At 64.6% G+C, this 18493-nt stretch carries 15 protein-coding genes; 9 read left to right on the top strand and 6 right to left on the bottom strand.

Features of this window, described 5'->3' with window-relative positions:
- The first annotated feature begins 11 nt into the window (after positions 1 to 11).
- Entirely contained in the window at positions 12 to 680 is a 669-nt protein-coding gene (locus NZK81_RS12465; RefSeq protein WP_260046420.1) for a glutathione S-transferase, read from the top strand.
- A gap of 110 nt (positions 681 to 790) precedes the next feature.
- On the opposite strand, the gene NZK81_RS12460 is transcribed toward NZK81_RS12465, so the two are convergent.
- Entirely contained in the window at positions 791 to 1615 is an 825-nt protein-coding gene (locus NZK81_RS12460; RefSeq protein WP_260046419.1) for a flagellin N-terminal helical domain-containing protein, read from the bottom strand.
- A 249-nt stretch (positions 1616 to 1864) separates the two neighbouring features.
- Here NZK81_RS12460 and NZK81_RS12455 point away from each other — a divergent pair, with 249 nt between their 5' ends.
- The gene (locus NZK81_RS12455; protein WP_260046418.1) at positions 1865 to 2809 is read left to right on the top strand and encodes a DUF808 domain-containing protein; all 945 of its coding nucleotides are present in this window, start codon (positions 1865 to 1867) and stop codon (positions 2807 to 2809) included.
- A 15-nt stretch (positions 2810 to 2824) separates the two neighbouring features.
- Here the strand turns inward: NZK81_RS12455 and NZK81_RS12450 are convergent, their stop codons facing one another.
- Entirely contained in the window at positions 2825 to 4354 is a 1530-nt protein-coding gene (locus NZK81_RS12450) for a globin-coupled sensor protein (protein WP_260046417.1), read from the bottom strand.
- Positions 4355 to 4521: 167 nt separating this feature from the next.
- Positions 4522 to 5937 carry a UDP-N-acetylmuramate--L-alanine ligase gene (locus NZK81_RS12445; protein WP_260046416.1) on the bottom strand — a complete coding sequence of 472 codons (1416 nt, stop codon included), beginning with the start codon at positions 5935 to 5937 and terminating at the stop codon, positions 4522 to 4524.
- A 134-nt stretch (positions 5938 to 6071) separates the two neighbouring features.
- Here NZK81_RS12445 and NZK81_RS12440 point away from each other — a divergent pair, with 134 nt between their 5' ends.
- The 4 genes from NZK81_RS12440 to fabG all read left to right on the top strand — a co-directional run bounded on the left by NZK81_RS12440 (position 6072) and on the right by fabG (position 9438).
- Entirely contained in the window at positions 6072 to 6905 is an 834-nt protein-coding gene (locus NZK81_RS12440) for an LD-carboxypeptidase (protein WP_260046415.1), read from the top strand.
- Positions 6906 to 6976: 71 nt separating this feature from the next.
- Entirely contained in the window at positions 6977 to 7912 is a 936-nt protein-coding gene (fabD, locus tag NZK81_RS12435) for an ACP S-malonyltransferase (protein WP_260046414.1), read from the top strand.
- A 149-nt stretch (positions 7913 to 8061) separates the two neighbouring features.
- The gene (locus tag NZK81_RS12430; RefSeq protein WP_260046413.1) at positions 8062 to 8664 is read left to right on the top strand and encodes an SAM-dependent methyltransferase; all 603 of its coding nucleotides are present in this window, start codon (positions 8062 to 8064) and stop codon (positions 8662 to 8664) included.
- A gap of 9 nt (positions 8665 to 8673) precedes the next feature.
- Positions 8674 to 9438 (top strand): 3-oxoacyl-[acyl-carrier-protein] reductase, encoded by a 765-nt coding sequence (gene fabG, locus NZK81_RS12425; protein WP_260046614.1) that lies wholly within the window; start codon positions 8674 to 8676, stop codon positions 9436 to 9438.
- Positions 9439 to 9465: 27 nt separating this feature from the next.
- On the opposite strand, the gene NZK81_RS12420 is transcribed toward fabG, so the two are convergent.
- Entirely contained in the window at positions 9466 to 9825 is a 360-nt protein-coding gene (locus NZK81_RS12420) for a hypothetical protein (protein ID WP_260046412.1), read from the bottom strand.
- Between the two features lie 219 nt (positions 9826 to 10044).
- Between NZK81_RS12420 and dnaN the strand changes: the two genes are divergently transcribed.
- On the top strand, positions 10045 to 11163 hold the full coding sequence (gene dnaN / locus NZK81_RS12415) for a DNA polymerase III subunit beta (RefSeq protein ID WP_260046411.1): 1119 nt from the start codon (positions 10045 to 10047) through the stop codon (positions 11161 to 11163).
- A 102-nt stretch (positions 11164 to 11265) separates the two neighbouring features.
- Here dnaN and NZK81_RS12410 read toward each other — a convergent pair whose 3' ends face one another.
- Together NZK81_RS12410 and NZK81_RS12405 are read right to left on the bottom strand one after the other, a co-directional pair.
- The gene (locus NZK81_RS12410; RefSeq protein WP_260046613.1) at positions 11266 to 12000 is read right to left on the bottom strand and encodes an MBL fold metallo-hydrolase; all 735 of its coding nucleotides are present in this window, start codon (positions 11998 to 12000) and stop codon (positions 11266 to 11268) included.
- Positions 12001 to 12016: 16 nt separating this feature from the next.
- Positions 12017 to 13333, bottom strand: a complete 1317-nt coding sequence (locus NZK81_RS12405; protein WP_260046410.1) for an FAD-dependent oxidoreductase — start codon at positions 13331 to 13333, stop codon at positions 12017 to 12019.
- A 199-nt stretch (positions 13334 to 13532) separates the two neighbouring features.
- On the opposite strand from NZK81_RS12405, the gene NZK81_RS12400 reads away from it, so the two are divergent.
- Positions 13533 to 16256 carry an EAL domain-containing protein gene (locus tag NZK81_RS12400; protein WP_419181678.1) on the top strand — a complete coding sequence of 908 codons (2724 nt, stop codon included), beginning with the start codon at positions 13533 to 13535 and terminating at the stop codon, positions 16254 to 16256.
- Positions 16257 to 16314: 58 nt separating this feature from the next.
- Positions 16315 to 18132, top strand: coding sequence for a translation elongation factor 4 (gene lepA / locus NZK81_RS12395; protein WP_260046408.1), 1818 nt, complete (start codon positions 16315 to 16317; stop codon positions 18130 to 18132).
- Positions 18133 to 18493 lie beyond the last annotated feature (361 nt).

Raw genomic sequence — 18493 nt, 5'->3', positions numbered from 1 at the left:
AGGTGAAGTCGATGTCCGATGATGCAGAGATCGGGGCAACGCTCACGATTTCCAGCAAGACCTACTCGGCCTGGTCGCTGAGGGGATGGCTGCTGTGCAAGCTGGCCGGCCTCGAAGTGGCCGAGCAGCAAGTGCCCAACGATGCGGCCAACCGGGCCGAACTGCTCCTGCTCTCGCCCTCGGTGCTGGTGCCGCGCCTGACGTATCGCGGCGCTAGCGTGTGGGACACGCTGGCTATCGCCGAGTTCCTCAACGAGCAGTTCCCCGAAGCGCACATGCTGCCGGACGAACCGATAGCGCGGGCGCATTGCCGTTCGATTTCGGGCGAGATCCATTCGGGCTTCACCAACCTGCGCTCGGCGCTGCCGATGAATCTCAAGGTCGAGCACGAGATGTTCCCGGTCTTTTCGGGCGCGCGGCCGGATATAGAGCGGATCGAGGCAATCTGGACCGATTGCCTGGAACGCTATGGCGGCCCGTTCCTGTTCGGCGAGAAGCCGACGGTGGCCGATGCGATGTATGCCCCGGTGGCGACGCGCTTCGTCACGTATGCCGTCGCGGTTTCGCCGCCGTGCCAGGCTTATTGCCGCACCATCCTGGAATGGGCGCCGATGAAGGAATGGATCGCGGCGGCGCAGGCCGAACCGGAAGAGATGGAAGAACTCGACGTCGAGTTCTGAGTTCCGGCATTCCGCGCTGCGGTGCGGCGGGCCGGGCGCCGGACACAGTTGACCCGGCGGACGCTAAGCCCGCCGGGTACTTTCGGGACCTGGTTGGGTCTCGCTGGGGATTACTTCAGCAGGCTCAGGACGTTCTGCTGGGCCTGGTTTGCCTGGGCGAGCATCGCGGTCGAGGCCTGCGAGAGGATCTGCGCCTTGGACATGGAGGTGGTTTCGACCGAATAGTCGGCATCCTCGATCCGCGAGCGGGCGTCCGCGAGGTTCGTCACGTTGCTGGTCAGGTTGTTGATCACCGATTCGAGGCGGTTCTGGCCGGCACCGAGCGAGGCGCGGGTGGCGTTGACGTCGGTCAGCGCGGCGTCGACGTTGTCGAGCGTGGCCTGCGCGTTGCCCAGCGTCGATACGTCGAGTGCCGTGGCGTCGATGTTGGTGCCGTCGATCGCGGTCGAGGTCAGCGTGACGTTCTCACCCGAGTTGGCGCCCGTCTGGATGTTGAAGGTGACGTCCGTGCCGGCGGTGGTCGAGAACAGCGTGTTGCCGTTGAACGTGGTCTGCGAGAGCACGTCGGCGATCTGCTCGGTCAGGGCGCTGACTTCGGACTGCATCGCGGTACGGTCGGAGTCCTGGTAGGTGCCCGACGAGGACTGGACGGCGAGTTCGCGAACGCGCTGCAGCATGTTGGTGACTTCCGACAGCGAACCGTCGGCGGTCTGCGCAAGCGAGATGCCGTCGTTCGAGTTGCGGATGCCCTGGTTCATGCCCTTGATAAGCGAGGTCATGGAGGTGGCGATGGCGAGGCCGGCGGCATCATCCTTGGAGCTGTTGATGCGCTTGCCGGTGGAAAGACGTTCCATCGAGGTGCCGAGCATCTTGGAGGCCGCGACGGAGGCGTTCGAAGCGCGGATGGCGCTGATATTCGTGTTGATGACAGACATGCTTAATTCCCCAGATTACAGTCGCTTGTGAGCCCCGTTCGGGGCGCCCGTTGGACAATGAGGAGAACGGACATGGTTTGCAGGCTTTAAGGGTTTTCGCGAGGAAGGGCTGTTTTTCGTGGCTTCCAGCCCGGCGGGATACATGAAAAAGCGCGTAATTTCCTCGACTTCAAGCGCTTTGGCTTGATCGACGGCAAAATCACCCGCATGCCCCGTCCTGCACATTTCAGGTACGGGAATCACTGTTTCATGCCTTCCGGTCTTGTTGCTCTTCTCGACGACGTGTCCGTAATAGCCAAGGCCGCCTCGGCTTCGCTCGACGATGTCGGCGCCGGTGTCGCCAAGGCCGGAAGCAAGGCCGCCGGCGTGGTGATCGACGATGCGGCGGTGACGCCCGGCTACGTCACCGGCTTCACCCCCGACCGCGAATTGCCGATGATCTGGAAGATCACCAAGGGATCGCTGCGCAACAAGCTGCTGATCCTGTTGCCGCTGGCGTTGCTGCTGAGCGCATTGCTACCTGCCGCGATCATTCCGATCCTGATGCTGGGGGGTGCTTATCTCTCGTTCGAAGGCGCGGAGAAAGTGATCGAGAAGCTGGGAGGCCAGAAGCATGGCGAGACGCTGGAAGATCCGATCGAGGACCCGGCGGCTTTCGAGCAGACCCGCGTTTCCGGCGCGATCCGCACCGATCTGATCCTGTCCGCCGAAATCATGGCGATCGCACTTTCACAAGTGGAGGATGCGCCCATGCTGACGCGTGCGGTCGCCCTGGCGCTGGTTGGCGTGCTGATTACCGTCGGCGTTTATGGCGCGGTGGCGCTGATCGTGAAGATGGACGATGTCGGGTTGCATCTGGCTCGAAAGACCGGCGCCGCGACGCAGGCGGTCGGCCGTTTCCTGCTGCGCGCCATGCCGGTGGTACTGCAGGTGCTCGGCAGCGTTGGCACGCTTGCCATGCTGTGGGTTGGCGGCGGGATCATCCTGCACGGGCTCGAGGAACTGGGCCTTCCGCAGCCCGCGCAGGTCGCCCATGGCATCGAGCATGGGCTGGCCGAAGCCGCAGGACCGCTTGGCGCGATCCTGGGCTGGTTCGGCTATGCTGTGGCCTCGGCGCTGGTCGGCCTGGCGCTCGGCGCGGTGATCGCAGTCACCGTTCACCTGATCGGTGCGCTGCGCGCGAAGCCGGCCTGATCGACCGGTGCCGCGTCAAAACTCGGTCCAGTCGTCCGGATTGGACTTGAGCGCCAGTGCGCCCACCGTGCGCGGAGCAGGCGCGCGGGAAACCGCGGGAGCGGGGCGCATGGTCATGGCCGCATGGGCCGGGGCGGACGTGCCCCGCTCCAGCCTGAACATCTTGACCAGACGCGCCAGTTCTTCCGCCTGCTGTGCAAGGTTGCGTGCGGCGGCGGTGGTTTCTTCGACCATCGCGGCGTTCTGTTGGGTCATGCGGTCCATTTCCCCGACGGCCGAATTGACCTGGGTAAGCTGGACTGCCTGGTTCTGGGCCAGATCCGAAATCTGCGAGGCCTGACTGGTGATTCCGCTGACCTGCTCGATGATGCGGTGGAACACGTCACCGGTCTGACCGACGAGGCTGACGCCGCGTTCGACCTGCTGTTCCGCATCGTTGATCAGGTTCTTGATGCTCTGCGCCGCTTCGGCGGAGCGCTGGGCGAGCGCGCGCACTTCGGTGGCGACGACGGCGAAGCCCTTGCCGGCATCACCGGCGCGGGCGGCCTCGACGCCGGCGTTCAGCGCCAGCAGGTTGGTCTGGAAAGCAATGGAATCGATGACGTTGACGAACGAGCCGATTTCCAGCGCCGATTTCTGGATGCCGTCCATCGCCAGGACCGCGTTCTCGACGACCTTGCCGCCTTCGCGCGCCTCCGCTTCGGCATGGACGACCGCCTGGTTCACTTCGCTGGCGCCCTGCGCGGCTGACTGGACACCGGCGGTCAGCTGGTCGAGCGCGGCTGCCGATTCCTCCAGCGTGGCCGCCTGACTTTCGGTCCTCTGCGACAGGTCGTCGCTGGCCGAGCGAATCTCGGACGCGCCGACGTGGATCTGGTCCGAGGAGGCGGCAACGCCGTCCAGCGCCTTGGAAATGCTCTCGCACATCGTCGCGAAGTCGGCCTGGACCTTCTCGAAATCCTGCGGCAGGTCGGTGATCTTCACGGTGAGATCGCCCTTCGAGACCTGCGCCAGTGCCTTGGAGAGCTTTTCCAGCGTGACTTCCTGGTTCTGGTCCCGGGCCTTGAGATAGGCCGAGGTCGCCAGCTGCATGTCGAGCAGCGCGGCCTTGACGAGCGTGCCGATCTTGCGGGCCTTTGCCTTGCCCAGCATGCCGCCGATCGAATGGGTCAGTTCCGCTTCGATGAGTTCCGAAAGGATGCTGGCGTAGGCGCCGGTGTAGAAGCAGGGATCGAGCCCGACCCGGGCGTGGACGTGGCCAATGTGCTCGGCGCGTTCGATGTAGGAGCGGTCGATGGTGCCCGAGAACAGGTCGTTCCAGTGCTTGAGCTGCTGCGAACGGGCATTGTCCATGTGCTGGCGGGACGGAAAGAACTTGGCGCGGGCCGGATCCGAGCGGATTTCAGCGTAAAACTTGTCGAGGATCTTCGGCGCGAAGCGTGCAACCGATCGGCCGACGCTGGAGAAGCGCGCGAAATCGTCGGCATGTAGCGAGAAGGAACGAAGTTTCGCGCCGATTTCGTCGTTGGGAGGCGTGTGAGACATTGTCTTTCCTTGTTGAACCCGTCTCGCGTTCTTCGGCGATTGTCCCCTATTTTGCGTGTTGAGAAAGCTACGTATTCTACCCTGTATGGGGCCGGTAAACCCGGTCATATCCGCGTGTTAGAAGCGCCTTTGCATGCCCTGCCTCGAAAGGTGTGGGCAAGGGGCGTTCAGGTGCCTGCATGGGCAAGCAGGGTGCCGGCAAAGGCGCTCAGCGTGTCGTCGCGCGCGCCCATGACGACGATGCGGTCTCCCGGCCGGACAATTTCGGCGATGCGGCGTCCGCAATCCTCGCGTGAGGGGACATATTCGGCCTTGCCGCCGGCCTCCCGGATCAGCCGCACGATCCGTTCGCTGCCCTCGCTGCGGTCGACGGTGCCGCCATAGTAGACCGGGTCGCACAGGATGGTGACGTCGTCGGGGCCGAGCTTGCGGGCGAAGACCTCGGCCAGTTCCGCGCCCATCTGGCGCAAGGGGCCGTAGCCGTGGGGTTGGAAGAAGGCGATCACGCGGCCGGGGTGCGCCTTGAGCGTTGCCAGCGTGGCCGAAACCTTGTCCGGGTTGTGGCCGAAGTCGTCGATCACGGTCACGCCGGCCTCATTGGTCCCGACAATGTCGAAGCGGCGGGCAAGGCCGGCAAAACTGCCGAGGGCGGCCACGGCGTTGGCGACGGACACCCCCGCGGCGTGAGCGGCGGCGATGGCGGCCAGCGCGTTGTAGAGGTTGTGCCGCCCCGGCACCTTGAGTGCGAGCGGATGGGCCGAGCCGTCGCGCCGGTCGAGCACGGTGGCAGTCAGCGTGGCGGCACCTTCGACAATGTCCATCGCGCCGATCTGTGCGTCGGGGGAGGTGATCCCGAAAGTGACCAGGGCCTTTGCGCGCGGGGCGAGCGCGGTCGTCTCGGCATCGTCGAGATTGATGACGGCGACATCCGCGCGGGACACGAAGTCGCCGAAGAGATCGCGCAGTTCATCGAGGCTCTTGTGATCGAGGCTGACATTGCCGAGTACCGCCACCTTCGGTTGATAGAGCGCGATCGATCCATCGCTTTCGTCGACTTCGGAGACGAACACCGCGCCTTGTCCGACGCGGGCGCTGGCGAAAGGGGCGTCGGGACGGACGAAGTTCTTCATCACCGCGCCGTTCATGATCGTCGGGTCGCGTCCCGCCTGCGTCATGATCCACCCGGTCATGCCGGTGACCGTCGACTTGCCGGAGGTGCCGCCGATGGCGATGCCGAAGGGCGCGGCGTTGAACAGCGCTGCGAGCAGTTGCGCGCGACTCATGCGTTCGCACCCGAGCGCCTGTGCGCGCACGACTTCGGGAACGGTGTCTTCCACCGCGGCGGAAGCGACGAGGGTCTGCCGGGCGGACACGATGCCGCTGCCGTCCTGCGGGAAGAGCTGGAAGCCCAGGCTTTCCAGCCAGGTGAACTTCTCCGGCGTGCGTCCCTGGTCGCGGCTGCGGTCCGATCCTGCGACTTCTGCGCCCTGACCCTTGAGGATCAGCGCAAGCGGCAGCATGCCCGAGCCGCCGATGCCGCAGAAGAACCAGGGATGCGATGTAAGGGCAGGGGCGTTGGTCATCTCCACTCGCTAGGCACCCAGGCGCGCCAAGACAACTCCCGTCGGGCGCAACAGGGCCGCGATGCCGTCCGGATGCGGTGGAAAAGCGACACGCCGGCTTTCGCGGGGAAGTCGAATGGGGGTAGGGAAGGCGCATGATACGTATCGCCGTCTGTGCGCCGTCGACGCCCATCACCTCCGCGGACGCGGAGCGGGTGAAGGCGCTGGCCCTCGCCGAATTCCCGCAGCTGGACCTCGTGATCCACGAGCAGTGTTTTGCCGAGGAAGGGCATTTCGCCGGCAGCGATGACGTGCGCACGGCCGCGCTGGTCGAATGTGCCAACGATCCATCGGTCGATGCCGTGTGGTTCGCGCGGGGCGGCTACGGTGCCTGCCGGATCGCCGAAGCGGTGCTTGAGCGGTTCGATCATGCCGCGCAGGGCAAGACCTTTCTCGGCTACTCGGATGCCGGGAACCTGCTGGGCGGGCTCTATCGCGAACGCATCGGCAGGCCGGTGCACGCGCCCATGCTGGCGGACATCCGGCGCGAGGGGGGCGAGGACGCCGTGCGGCGCACGCTCGCGTTCGTTTCGGGCGAGCGCTCGGGTCTGGAACCGTCGCTTGCCGGGGAGAAGCATCCCGTCGTCGCCTTCAACCTGATGACGCTCGCCATGCTGTGCGGCACGCGGTTGATGCCGGGGCTGGCGGGGCATGTCGTGATGGTGGAGGAAGTCTCGGAATATCTCTACGCGGTCGACCGGCTGTTCTTTCACCTGACGGCGCATCTGGGCGGCATCGCCGGGCTCCGGCTGGGACGCGTCAGCGATGTGCCCGGGAACGACCGTCCCTTCGGTTCCGATGTGCCGGAGATTGCCCGCTACTGGTGCGATCGCCATGCGATCCCCTTCCTTGGAAGCGCGGACATCGGCCATGACGCCGCCAACAGGATTGTGCCCTTCGGGCTTGCGGAGGCGGGCCAAGGGCAATAACCCGCCCCGCCACACCCGATTCGCAAGCGGCAGGCGCGTATGGGCCTGCAGGATAAAAGGAGCGGTCGCCTATGCGTGCATTCGTTTTTCCCGGACAGGGCAGCCAGAAGGTCGGCATGGGCGCCGATCTGGCAGCCGCCAGTGCCGCTGCCCGCGAGGTCTTCGAGGAAGTCGACGAAGCCCTCGGACAGAATCTTTTCAAGCTGATGACCGAAGGTCCCGACGATCAGCTTACCCTGACCGAAAACGCCCAGCCGGCGATCATGGCCAATGCCATCGCGGTGCTGCGCGTGCTCGAGAAGGAAGCCGGGATCGCGCTTGCCGACAAGGCGGACTTCGTCGCCGGCCACTCGCTGGGTGAATATTCCGCGCTCTGTGCTGCCGGCGCTTTCAGCCTGGCTGATACCGCGCGCCTGCTGAAGCTGCGCGGCCAGTCGATGCAGGCCGCCGTGCCGGTGGGCGTGGGCGCCATGGCCGCGCTGCTCGGTGCCGACATCGAGAAAGCCACCGCGCTTGCCGAAGCAGCAGCCGAAGGGCAGGTCTGCACCGTCGCCAACGACAACGATCCGACGCAGGTCGTGCTTTCCGGCCACAAGGAAGCCATCGAGCGCGCCGTCGCGCTGGTGAAGGACTTCGGCATCAAGCGCGGTTTGCTGCTCCCCGTCTCGGCGCCGTTCCACTGCCCGCTGATGCAGCCTGCGGCCGATGCCATGGCCGAAGCGTTGGAGAAGACGCGCCCCGGCACGCTGCAAGTGGCGCTGTTCGCCAACGTGACCGCCAGCGTTGTTACCGATCCCGCCGAAGTGCAGCGCCTGCTGGTCGAGCAGGTCACCGGCCGCGTGCGCTGGCGCGAAAGCGCGATCGCGATGAAGGATGCGGGCGTCGAGCAGTTCGTCGAACTGGGCGGCAAGGTCCTGGGTCCGATGATCAAGCGTTCGGCGGGCGAGGTCGAGGTGACGTCGGCCGTGTCGATGGAAGACATCGAGGCGCTGGCCAAGGCCCTCTGAATTTTGAACGGATCGTCATTGCGAGAAGACGTAGCCGACGAAGCAATCCAGAGCCGCGTAAACCGCCGATGGATTGCCGCGCGACCTTCGGTCGCTCGCAATGACGAACTGTTTTATTCGAACGTGATCATGGACTAGAAGCGCTTTCCATGTGGGATGACCGTTACAGCGAGCCGGGTTTTGCCTATGGTACCGAGCCCAACGATTTCCTGCGCGAGCGCGTGGCCGATCTCAAGCCGGGCCGCTGCCTGTGCCTCGCCGAAGGGGAAGGTCGCAACGCCGTCTGGCTGGCGCAGCAGGGCTTCGATGTCACTGCGATGGACCAGTCCGCGGTGGGCATGGAAAAGGCGCATGAGCTGGCCGAAAGCCGCAGCGTTTCCATCGCCACGCAGGTCGGCGATCTGGCGGACTGGGACATGGGTGAGGGTGCGTGGGATACGATCGTCGCCATCTTCATGCACCTGCCGCCTGCGCTGCGTGCCGATGTCCACGCCCGGATCGTGCGCGCGCTGGCGCCGGGCGGGACTGTGCTCGTGGAAGCCTATACGCCGGACAAGTACGATCATCCCGGCATGGGCGGTCCGCCGCCGGGGCAGCGGGACATGACCTTTACCCGGTCGATGCTGATCGAAGATTTCACGGGCCTCGATGTCGTTCATGCCGAAGAGACGGTGCGTGACGTCAGCGAGGGCAAGTACCATCACGGCCGCAGCGCGGTCGTCCAGTTCCTCGCGAGAAAGCCTGGAGAATAGGAAATGAGCATGTTCGACCTGCATGGAATGACCGCACTCGTGACCGGGGCTTCGGGCGGGATCGGCTCGGCCATCGCGCGTGGCCTTGCGGCGCAGGGCGCGCGGCTGGTGGTCTCCGGCTCGAACCCTGACAAGCTGCGCGCCTTCCGCGACGAGCTGGACGAGCACACCCCCCAGCACCTGCAGGAAGTCGATCACGTCGCCATCGCCTGCAACCTGTCCGATCCCGAACAGGTGGAAAAGCTGGTGCCAGCCGCGATCGACACGCTCGGCAAACTGGACATTCTCGTGAACAATGCCGGCATCACCCGCGACAACATCGCCCTGCGCATGAAGGACGAGGAGTGGGACGCGGTGATCAAGGTGAACCTCGAATCGACCTTTCGCCTGATGCGCGCGGCGACCAAGCCGATGATGAAGGCGCGCTTTGGCCGCATCATCAACATCACCTCGATCGTCGGTACCACCGGCAATCCCGGACAGATGAACTACTGCGCGGCCAAGGGCGGCATCACCGCCATGTCCAAGAGCCTCGCGCAGGAACTGGCGACCCGCAATGTCACCGTGAACTGCATCGCGCCGGGCTTCATCCGCACCGCCATGACCGACGTGCTGCCCGACGCGCAGAAGGAAGCGCTCAACGCCAAGATCCCGGCGGGCCGCATGGGCGAGGGCGAGGACATCGCTGCGGCCACCGTGTTCCTCGCCAGCAAGGAAGCGGGCTACGTCACTGGCCAGACGATCCACGTCAACGGCGGCATGGTGATGGTCTGAGGCAGGGTTTCGGGCAGGGCCGGGCGCTTATCCGCAGGCCTTGCCCTTGTCGTCGTAGACGTGCGCGCCGAGTTCGCCGGCAAGGCTGCGGGCGAGGGTGAGCACCGGGTCGTCCTTCATCTCCGGCTCGGCGAAGCGCACGGTTCCATCCGGCGTCCAGAAGAGCGCGCGCAGCCAGCGTTCGCAGTCCTCGCGGAACACTTCGGCGTCGCCGCCGCGATTGGGCAGCACCACGATGTGTTCATTGCGCGGATTGGAAGCATGGGCATCGCCGTTCGCCATGCGCACGCCTTCAACATGGTCGACGGCTTCGGTCCATTCCTCCAGCGTAATCGCGCTGGGCTCGCCATCTGCTTTCTGACGCTCGATATGAAGATTGCGGACCAAGTCGTTCGTCTCCTGCATTTCCCGCCCGTTTCCGTTCCGTTTTGGCGCTTGAGGCGCCCACCTCCTTCGGATAACGCACAAAACCCCGATTTTATCCCCAGATTCGCAGGTTTGCGGGCATATCGTGCTTGCCGCGGGCTATGGTCGCGTTAGAGATATTTGTCCTGAATTCGGGGATCCGAGTATCCCCAGGCCTACCAAGGGGGACCTGAGGCTGTCATGAAGGCCACGATCGAACGTTCCACGCTCCTGCGCTGCCTGTCCCACGTGCAGTCCGTTGTCGAGCGGCGCAATACCATTCCGATTCTCTCCAACGTGCTGATCGAGGCTTCGGCCGGCGGTGCGGTAAAGGTCATGGCGACAGACCTCGACCTGCAAGTGGTCGAGGCGCTTGGCGCGGTGTCGGTCGACCAGCCCGGCGCCATCACCGTTTCGGCGCACTTGCTGTTCGACATTGCCCGCAAGCTACCCGAAGGCAGCCAGGTCAGCCTCGACGCGGCCGAGAACCGCATGATCGTGAAGGCGGGCCGCAGCCGCTTCACGCTGCCGACGCTCCCGCGCGACGATTTTCCCATGATCGCCGAGGGCGAACTGCCCACCAGCTTCGAGATTCCGGCCGCCACGCTGGCCGAAATGATCGACCGCACCCGCTTCGCGATCTCCACCGAGGAAACGCGCTACTACCTCAACGGCATCTTCCTGCATGTCGCGGACGACGAGCTGAAGGCTGCGGCCACCGACGGCCACCGCCTCGCGCGCTTCACCATCAAGCGCCCCGATGGCTCCGAGGGCATGCCCGACGTGATCGTGCCGCGCAAATGCGTGGCCGAACTGCGCAAGCTGCTGGAAGAAGCGCTGGATACCAATGTGCTGGTGGACCTTTCGGCGAGCAAGATTCGCTTTACGCTGGGCGGCCAGAATGGCGTAGTGCTGACCAGCAAGCTGATCGACGGCACCTTCCCCGACTATACGCGCGTCATCCCGACCGGGAACGACAAGCTGATGAAGGTCGATCCGCGCACGTTCTTCGAAGGCGTCGACCGCGTCGCCACGATCGCCACCGAAAAGACCCGCGCGGTCAAGATGGCGCTCGAGCAAGACCGCGTGACCCTTTCCGTGACCTCGCCGGACAACGGCACCGCGGCTGAGGAAGTGCCCGCGCAGTACAGTTCGGAAGGTTTCGAGATCGGCTTCAACGCCAACTATCTCAAGGACATCCTCGGCCAGATCGAGGGCGACTCGGTGGAACTCCACCTCGCCGACGCCGGCGCGCCGACGTTGATCCGTCAGGATGAGAAGAGTCCGGCGCTCTATGTGCTGATGCCGATGCGGGTGTGATCTTCCCGATCACGGCATGATGGAAGAGGCCGGGGCACTTGCTCCGGCCTTTTTCGTTTTGAGGGCCGGCGCGGAGTGTGAGCAGGCGGGCGAACCGGTTCGTCAGTCGATGGCGATCACCTTGCCGTCTTCGGCCGTCTCGAAATTGTCGCGGTCGCGATGCTGGAGCATCTCGTCGCTCATGTGCGTCAGCACGAGCCGCTTGGGGCGAAGCTGAGCGAGATGCGCCTCTATCGCGTCGAGGCTGAGATGCGTGACGACAGTCTTGTCTCGAAAATAGGCTTCGGCGATGAAAAGGTCGGCATCCTGCGCCGCGGGGATCAATGCCGGTGTCCATTCGGTGTCTCCGGTATAGGCCACGCTGCGACCCTCCGCTTCGATCCGTACCGCGAGGCAAGGGCCGTCCGACGGGCCATGGACGGCCTGATAGGCTCTGATTGTCGCTTCGCCGACCTTCACCGATGAGTCGGGGGTGATTTCCAGCAGGTGCAGCTCGAACTTCCGCGATGCCCCGGCCGACCCCGGGAAGGCGGTTTCCATGACGCGCTCGTACCAGCTTGTCAGCCCGACCGGCCCGACAATCGTCAGCGGTTCACGGCGCTTGCTGAGGAACTGGGCATCGAGAATGAAGAACGGAATGCCGCCGAAGTGATCGGCATGAAAGTGCGTGATGACGATTGTGGAGATCGCGTTACGGTCTATTCCCAGCCGTTTCATCGAAATGAGGGAGGATGCCCCGCAATCGATCAGCAGGTTCACCTGTTCTCCCACAAGGTGGAAGCAGGTGTTGAACCGTCCGCCAGAGCCGAAGGCGTCGCCGCATCCGACAAATTGCAGGGAAAGCGCCAGGACCCTAGCCTTTGCTCACCACGTCGATCATGCGTTCCACCGCCACGAACTTCTCGCGCGGGGCGCCTTTGCGGGCATTGGAGATCTCGGCTTCGTCGATCTTCTGCCAGTCGGTGAACTTGACGACCTGGACGCCGCGTTCTTCGGCGAGGGCGTCGAACCCCGGGCGGCCCCGCTTGCCCGATCCTTCTCCGATGTCCTCGGCCACCTTCTCGATGATCGCGAAGCCGTCGGGGCGGTTGGTGCCGATGGTGCCGGTCGGGCCGCGTCGGGCCCAGCCGACGCAGTAGAGGCCCGGGGCGATGCGGCCATCCTCGTTGGCGAAGTGTCCGCCCCTTTCGTCATAGGGAACGTCTGGCATCTTCGAGGTCTGGTAGCCGATGCAGGCGACTACCAGACCGGCGGGGATGCGATAAGTCTCGCCGGTGCCCACTGCCCGAATGCCATTCGGCCCGTTTTCGAGCCGCGTGCGCTCGACTTCCACCTCCTCGACGCGCTCGCTGCCGATGATGGCCCTTGGCGAGGCGAAGAAGTCGAATTCGATGACGACATCGCGGTCCGCGCAGGGGCCGGCGGCGGCATAGGCGCGCAAATGGCCGACCGACTTGCGCTGGCCCGGATCGAGCGCCGCATCTTCGGCCTCGTCGGGAAAGTCCGCCGCGTCGGCGCGCGGGCAGGCGCGGGAAAGGTGGCCAAGCTCACCCAGTTCCTTGGGAGTCATCGCGATCTGGTGCGGTCCGCGGCGCCCCAGGATGACGATGCGGCGCACTGCAGAGGCATCGAGCGCCGTGAGCGCATGGGCGACGATGTCAGAGCCTTCGAACTCGGCAGGCGACTTGGCGAGGATACGCGTGACGTCGAGCGCGACGTTGCCGTTGCCGATCACCACGGCCGTGTCGTGAGACAGTGCGGGATCGAGGTCCGCGAAGTTGGGATGGCCATTGTACCAGCCGACGAACGAAGCCGAACCGAACACGTTGGGCAGATCCTCGCCAGGCAGGCCCAACTTGCGGTCGTTGGGCGCCCCGGTGGCAAGCACCACGGCATCGTAAAGGTCCTGCAATTCGGCAATGGTGACGTCGCGGCCGATCGTCACGTTGCCGACGAAGCGGACGTTTTCCGTCAGCGCGGTCGCCTCGTAGCGGCGCGACACGCCCTTGATCGACTGGTGGTCGGGCGCGACGCCGGTGCGGATCAGACCGAAGGGCACGGGCAGCGTATCGAAGATGTCGACCCTGACCTCGTCTCCCCACAGCTTGAGAGCGGCTTCCGCCGTATAGTAGCCAGCAGGGCCCGAGCCTACGATCGCGATGTGCCGCACGGATGTTCCTCTCAATCGGATCAAGCGGTTGTCGACCGCTTTTCGGCAAGCAAGCATGGCTCGATTACTTGGGCAAGTGAATTCGCGATCTTGTACGGCACTGGCTGGACTGGTTGTTTCAAAGAAAACAATACGAGATAGGCCGATTGTTGTCGGAGACTTAACTGTTTGGAAATGGGCGTCCGGGCATTACGCAATCATGGCCAGACAGGGGCTTCGCTCACAATCGGAGACGGCACGGTCCGGTGCCGGGCCTGTTCCCGCAACGACGCGGGAGCAGCAGGCGATGTCCGTGTGTCCGGCGACGACGGAAGAAGCGGAGGCGCAGACGCAGACCAGCGTCGCGCGGTTCCTCTATGGCCCGGCCAACGATCCGGTGCATTTCTTCATCCCAAGCCGATGGTCCGCCATGGCCCCGGCACTGCTTGGTCTGGCGGGGCTCCTGGGGCTGATGTCCAGGACCGTGCCAGACGCGATCTCTATCTCCTGCCTGGCCGTCGCGATCATGATCTGCCTGTGTGCCCCGCTGCTCGCGCGGATCGAGGGAACGCTCCATCACCGTGACTGGCGGCGCTATCCCCTGATGGCGCTGGCAATAGCCTTGCCGATGGCGTTGTTCGGCTTTGCCACGGCCCGCTGGATGTCTCGTTTCCATTCGGTCGGATGGGACATGACGGTCCAGATCTACGTCGTCCTGTTCCTGGTTGCGATCGCGCTTCTTGAACTGCGGCTGACGTCGATCGTGGCGGCTACGCTGGCGATCTGGAGCGGTCTGTCCATTGTCGGGGCCTCCCCGACGTCACTCCTGCTGCTCTGTGCCGGCATTTGCCTGGGCATGTTCCTGATCGTCCGGCACGACCGTCGGGCCGAGCAGCAATCGGAGCGTAGCGCCGAGCGCGAGCGCGAACAGCGGCGTGCCGAGGAACTTCTCAACGAATACGAGGAAACCGGGCAGGGGTGGTTCTGGGAAACCGACCGCCGCGGCCAGATCACCTATGTCTCCGCGTGCATTGCCCAGCTTCTGGGCAAGGAGTCGCAGGAACTGGAAGGGCGGCCGTTCACCAGCCTGTTCGCACTCGAGGCGCGTGGGCAGGAAAGCGAGCGCACGCTTCCGTTCCATCTTTCCACGCGATCCTCGTTCCACGAACTTTCGGTGCGCGCCGCGACCGACGAGAGCAACGAGCGGTGGTGGTCTATTTCGGGCCGGCCGATCCTCGACCAGTTCGACAACTTCATGGGCTTTCGAGGTTCGGGCACCGACCTTACCGAGACGCGCCGGTCGCAGCAGCATGTAACGCAGCTGGCCCGCTTCGATTCGCTCACCAAGCTGGCCAACCGGTTCCAGATGTCGGAATGGCTGGAGAAGATCCTCAACGCGCCCCGGCTGGAAAGCCGGGCCTGTGCGGTCTTCCTGCTTGATCTCGATCGCTTCAAGCAGGTCAATGATACCATGGGACATCCGGCGGGCGATGCGCTGCTCAAGCAGGTGGCGGAGCGGCTTTCGAGCACCGTGGGCGACATGGGGCGCGTCGGGCGCCTGGGTGGCGACGAGTTCCAGGTCGTCCTGCCCGGACATCTCCAGCGGGAAGGGCTGGCCCAGCTCGCACAGCGCATCATCGAGAACCTCTCGCAGCCTTATTCGATCGAGGGCGCGCGGGTCGTTATCGGCGCCTCTGTGGGCATTTCGCTTTGCCCGGACGATGGGGTCTGTTCCGAAGAGATCATCCGCAATGCCGACCTCGCGCTCTACGCGGCGAAAGGCGGCGGACGCGGACGCCATCATTTCTACGACGAAGACCTGCATTCCGATGCGAAGGAGCGCCAGCAGCTCGAGGAGGACCTGCGCGATGCGATCGCCAATGGCGCTCTCGAACTGCACTACCAGCCGCAAGTGCGCACCACGGCCGAGAAGATTACCGGTTTCGAGGCCCTGCTGCGCTGGAAGCATCCCGAGCATGGCTACATTTCGCCGGCCAAGTTCGTACCTGTGGCCGAAGACACAGGCCTCGTCGGGCAGATCGGCGAGTGGGCGCTGCGCACCGCCTGCCGCGACCTCGCCAACTGGCCCGAAAGCGTGCGTGTGGCAGTCAATGTCTCGCCCCTGCAGTTCGCAAGCCCGGCGCTCCCGGCAATTGTCACCAGTGCCATCGCGGCCGCCGGCGTAAGTCCCTCGCGGATCGAACTGGAGATTACCGAGAGCGTCTTCCTGGGAGATGACAAGGGCACGGAGGCGATGTTCGCCGCGCTCAAGGGCATCGGCGTGCGTCTCGCGCTCGATGACTTCGGCACCGGCTATTCCTCGCTGGGCTATCTGAAGAAAGCGCCGTTCGACAAGATCAAGATCGACCAGAGCTTCGTGCGAGGCGCCACGATCGAGGGCAGCCGCAACGGCGCGATCATCGCATCGATCGTCAGCCTGGCCGAAGCGCTGGGCATGGAAACGACCGCGGAAGGTGTCGAAACGCTCGACGAACTCGATCTCGTGCGCATGCTCGGCTGCAGCCATGTGCAGGGTTACATCTACGAGAAGGCATTGACCGTGGAGGCCGCGTCGCTGCGTCTTGCCGAAGGTCTTACCGCCATTGCCCGTGGTCCGCGATCGGCCCGTGCACCGCGCCAGACAATGCTGCGCAAGGTGGCGCTGGAGCATGGGAACCACGTCTACAACGGCACCATCCGCAATATCTCGCAGAGCGGGGCGCTGATCGAGGGGCTGTGGAACGTGCCGCCGGGCACCGAGTTCGGGGTGCACCTGGCCGAAGGCTACATCGTGATGGCGACGTCGCGGTGGTGCAAGGAGGACCGCATGGGTGTGCAGTTCGCCCAGCCGCTCGAACTCGATGGCACCGGAGCCGTGCTCTTCACACCGCCGCGTTCGAAGCGGGAGCGGGGGGAGCAGGCGGGGCTGCGCAAGACCGGGTGAGCGGGCCTGTTGACGATACCCGCTGACAGGGCCGAAAAGCGCTGCTAACGGCGCTTTCATGACAGACCTCGCCCAGATCCGCAATTTCTCGATCATTGCCCACATCGACCACGGCAAATCGACGCTCGCCGACCGGCTGATTCAGTTCACCGGCGGCCTCACCGAGCGCGAGATGTCGGCGCAAGTCCTTGATAACATGGACATCGAGAAAGAGCGCGGGATCACCATCAAGGCGCAGACGGTGCGCCTCAACTACACCGCCAAGGACGGCGTGACCTATGAGCTGAATCTCATGGACACCCCCGGCCACGTCGACTTCGCCTACGAAGTCAGCCGCAGCCTCGCCGCCTGCGAGGGCGCGCTGCTGGTGGTGGACGCGGCGCAGGGCGTGGAGGCGCAGACGCTCGCCAACGTCTACCAGTCGATCGAGCACGACCACGAGATCGTCCCCGTCATCAACAAGATAGACCTGCCCGCCGCCGAGCCGGAGAAGGTCAAGACCGAGATCGAGGACATCATCGGCATCGACGCCTCGGACGCGGTGCTGGCCAGCGCCAAGTCCGGCATCGGCATCGAGGAAGTGCTGGAATCCGTCGTCCAGCGCATCCCCGCGCCCAAGGGCGACCGCAACGCGCCGCTCAAGGCGCTGCTGGTCGATTCCTGGTACGATCCCTACCTCGGCGTGGTCATCCTCGTGCGCGTGATGGACGGCGCCATCAAGAAGGGCCTCAACGTCAAGTTCATGCAGGGCGGCACCGAGCACCTGATCGACCGTGTCGGCTGCTTCACCCCCAAGCGCATCGACCTGCCCGAACTCGGCCCCGGCGAGATCGGCTTCATCACCGCGCAGATCAAGGAAGTGGAGCAGGCCAAGGTCGGCGACACCATCACCACCGTGAAGCAGGGCGCCACGCAGGCGCTGCCCGGCTACAAGGAAGTGCAGTCCGTGGTGTTCTGCGGCCTGTTCCCGGTCGACGCGGCGGATTTCGAGAAGCTGCGCGAATCGATCGGCAAGCTGCGCCTCAACGACGCCAGCTTCACCTACGAGATGGAAACCAGCGCCGCGCTCGGCTTTGGCTTCCGCTGCGGCTTCCTGGGGCTGCTGCACCTGGAGATCATCCAGGAACGCCTCAGCCGCGAATACGACCTCGACCTCATCACCACCGCCCCCTCGGTCGTCTACCGCATCCAGCTCTCCAAATCGAAGAGCGAGGAAGCGCAGACCATCGAACTGCACAACCCGGCCGACTACCCCGATCCCAACCGCATCGAGATGATCGAGGAGCCGTGGATCAAGGCCGTGATCTACACCCCCGACGAATACCTCGGCGCGATCCTGAAACTGTGCCAGGACCGCCGCGGCATCCAGACCGACCTCACCTACGTCGGCGGCCGCGCCCAGGTGACCTACGAACTGCCGCTCAACGAAGTGGTGTTCGATTTCTACGACCGCCTGAAATCGATCAGCCGCGGCTATGCCAGCTTCGACTACGAGCAGATCGGCCTGCGCGAAGGCGACCTCGTGAAGATGAACATCCTCGTCAACGGAGAACCGGTGGACGCGCTCTCGATGATCGTCCACCGCTCGGTCGCCGAGGAACGCGGCCGCGGCATGTGCGAGCGCCTGAAAGACCTGATCCCGCGCCACCTGTTCAAGATCCCGATCCAGGCCGCGATCGGCGGCAAGGTGATCGCCCGCGAAACCATCGCCGCCCTGCGCAAGGACGTGACCGCCAAGTGCTACGGCGGCGACATCACCCGCAAGAAGAAGCTCCTCGAAAAGCAGAAAAAGGGCAAGGCGAGGATGCGCGAATACGGCAACGTGAGCATCCCGCAGGAGGCCTTCATTGCCGCGCTGAGGATGGGTGAGGAGTAACGCCTCGCGCGGCAAAGCCGCCGCGAGCCCACAATCTCCCCTCCCGTTCACGGGAGGGGCCGGGGGAGGGCGTGTTCCCCGGGTGCGGACGCAAGAAATCCTCCCCGAACCGGGAAGGGGGACCATCTCCGCTCATCCTGAGCTCGTCGAAGGAAGAATGGTGGAGGAGCACAGGCCCCAAGGCGGAACGGTGAAGAAATAAGATGCGAGGGCCATCGCCCTCGCGCTCCCCATACCTAGAGCGAGATGACATTGCATTGACTCGGTATGTGCTTCCCAATCGCGGTTGCATGTGATTCATGATGCCTGCTGGGCAAGGAGGCCAGCATGGCATGGTTCGAGCCTATTCGATGGACCTTCG

It is taken from the genome of Novosphingobium mangrovisedimenti, assembly GCF_025153475.1.
GTDB classification, from domain to species: Bacteria; Pseudomonadota; Alphaproteobacteria; order Sphingomonadales; family Sphingomonadaceae; genus Novosphingobium; species Novosphingobium mangrovi_A.
Note: the sequence above shows the minus strand (reverse complement) of the source record. Positions and strands in the feature narration are given on the sequence as shown.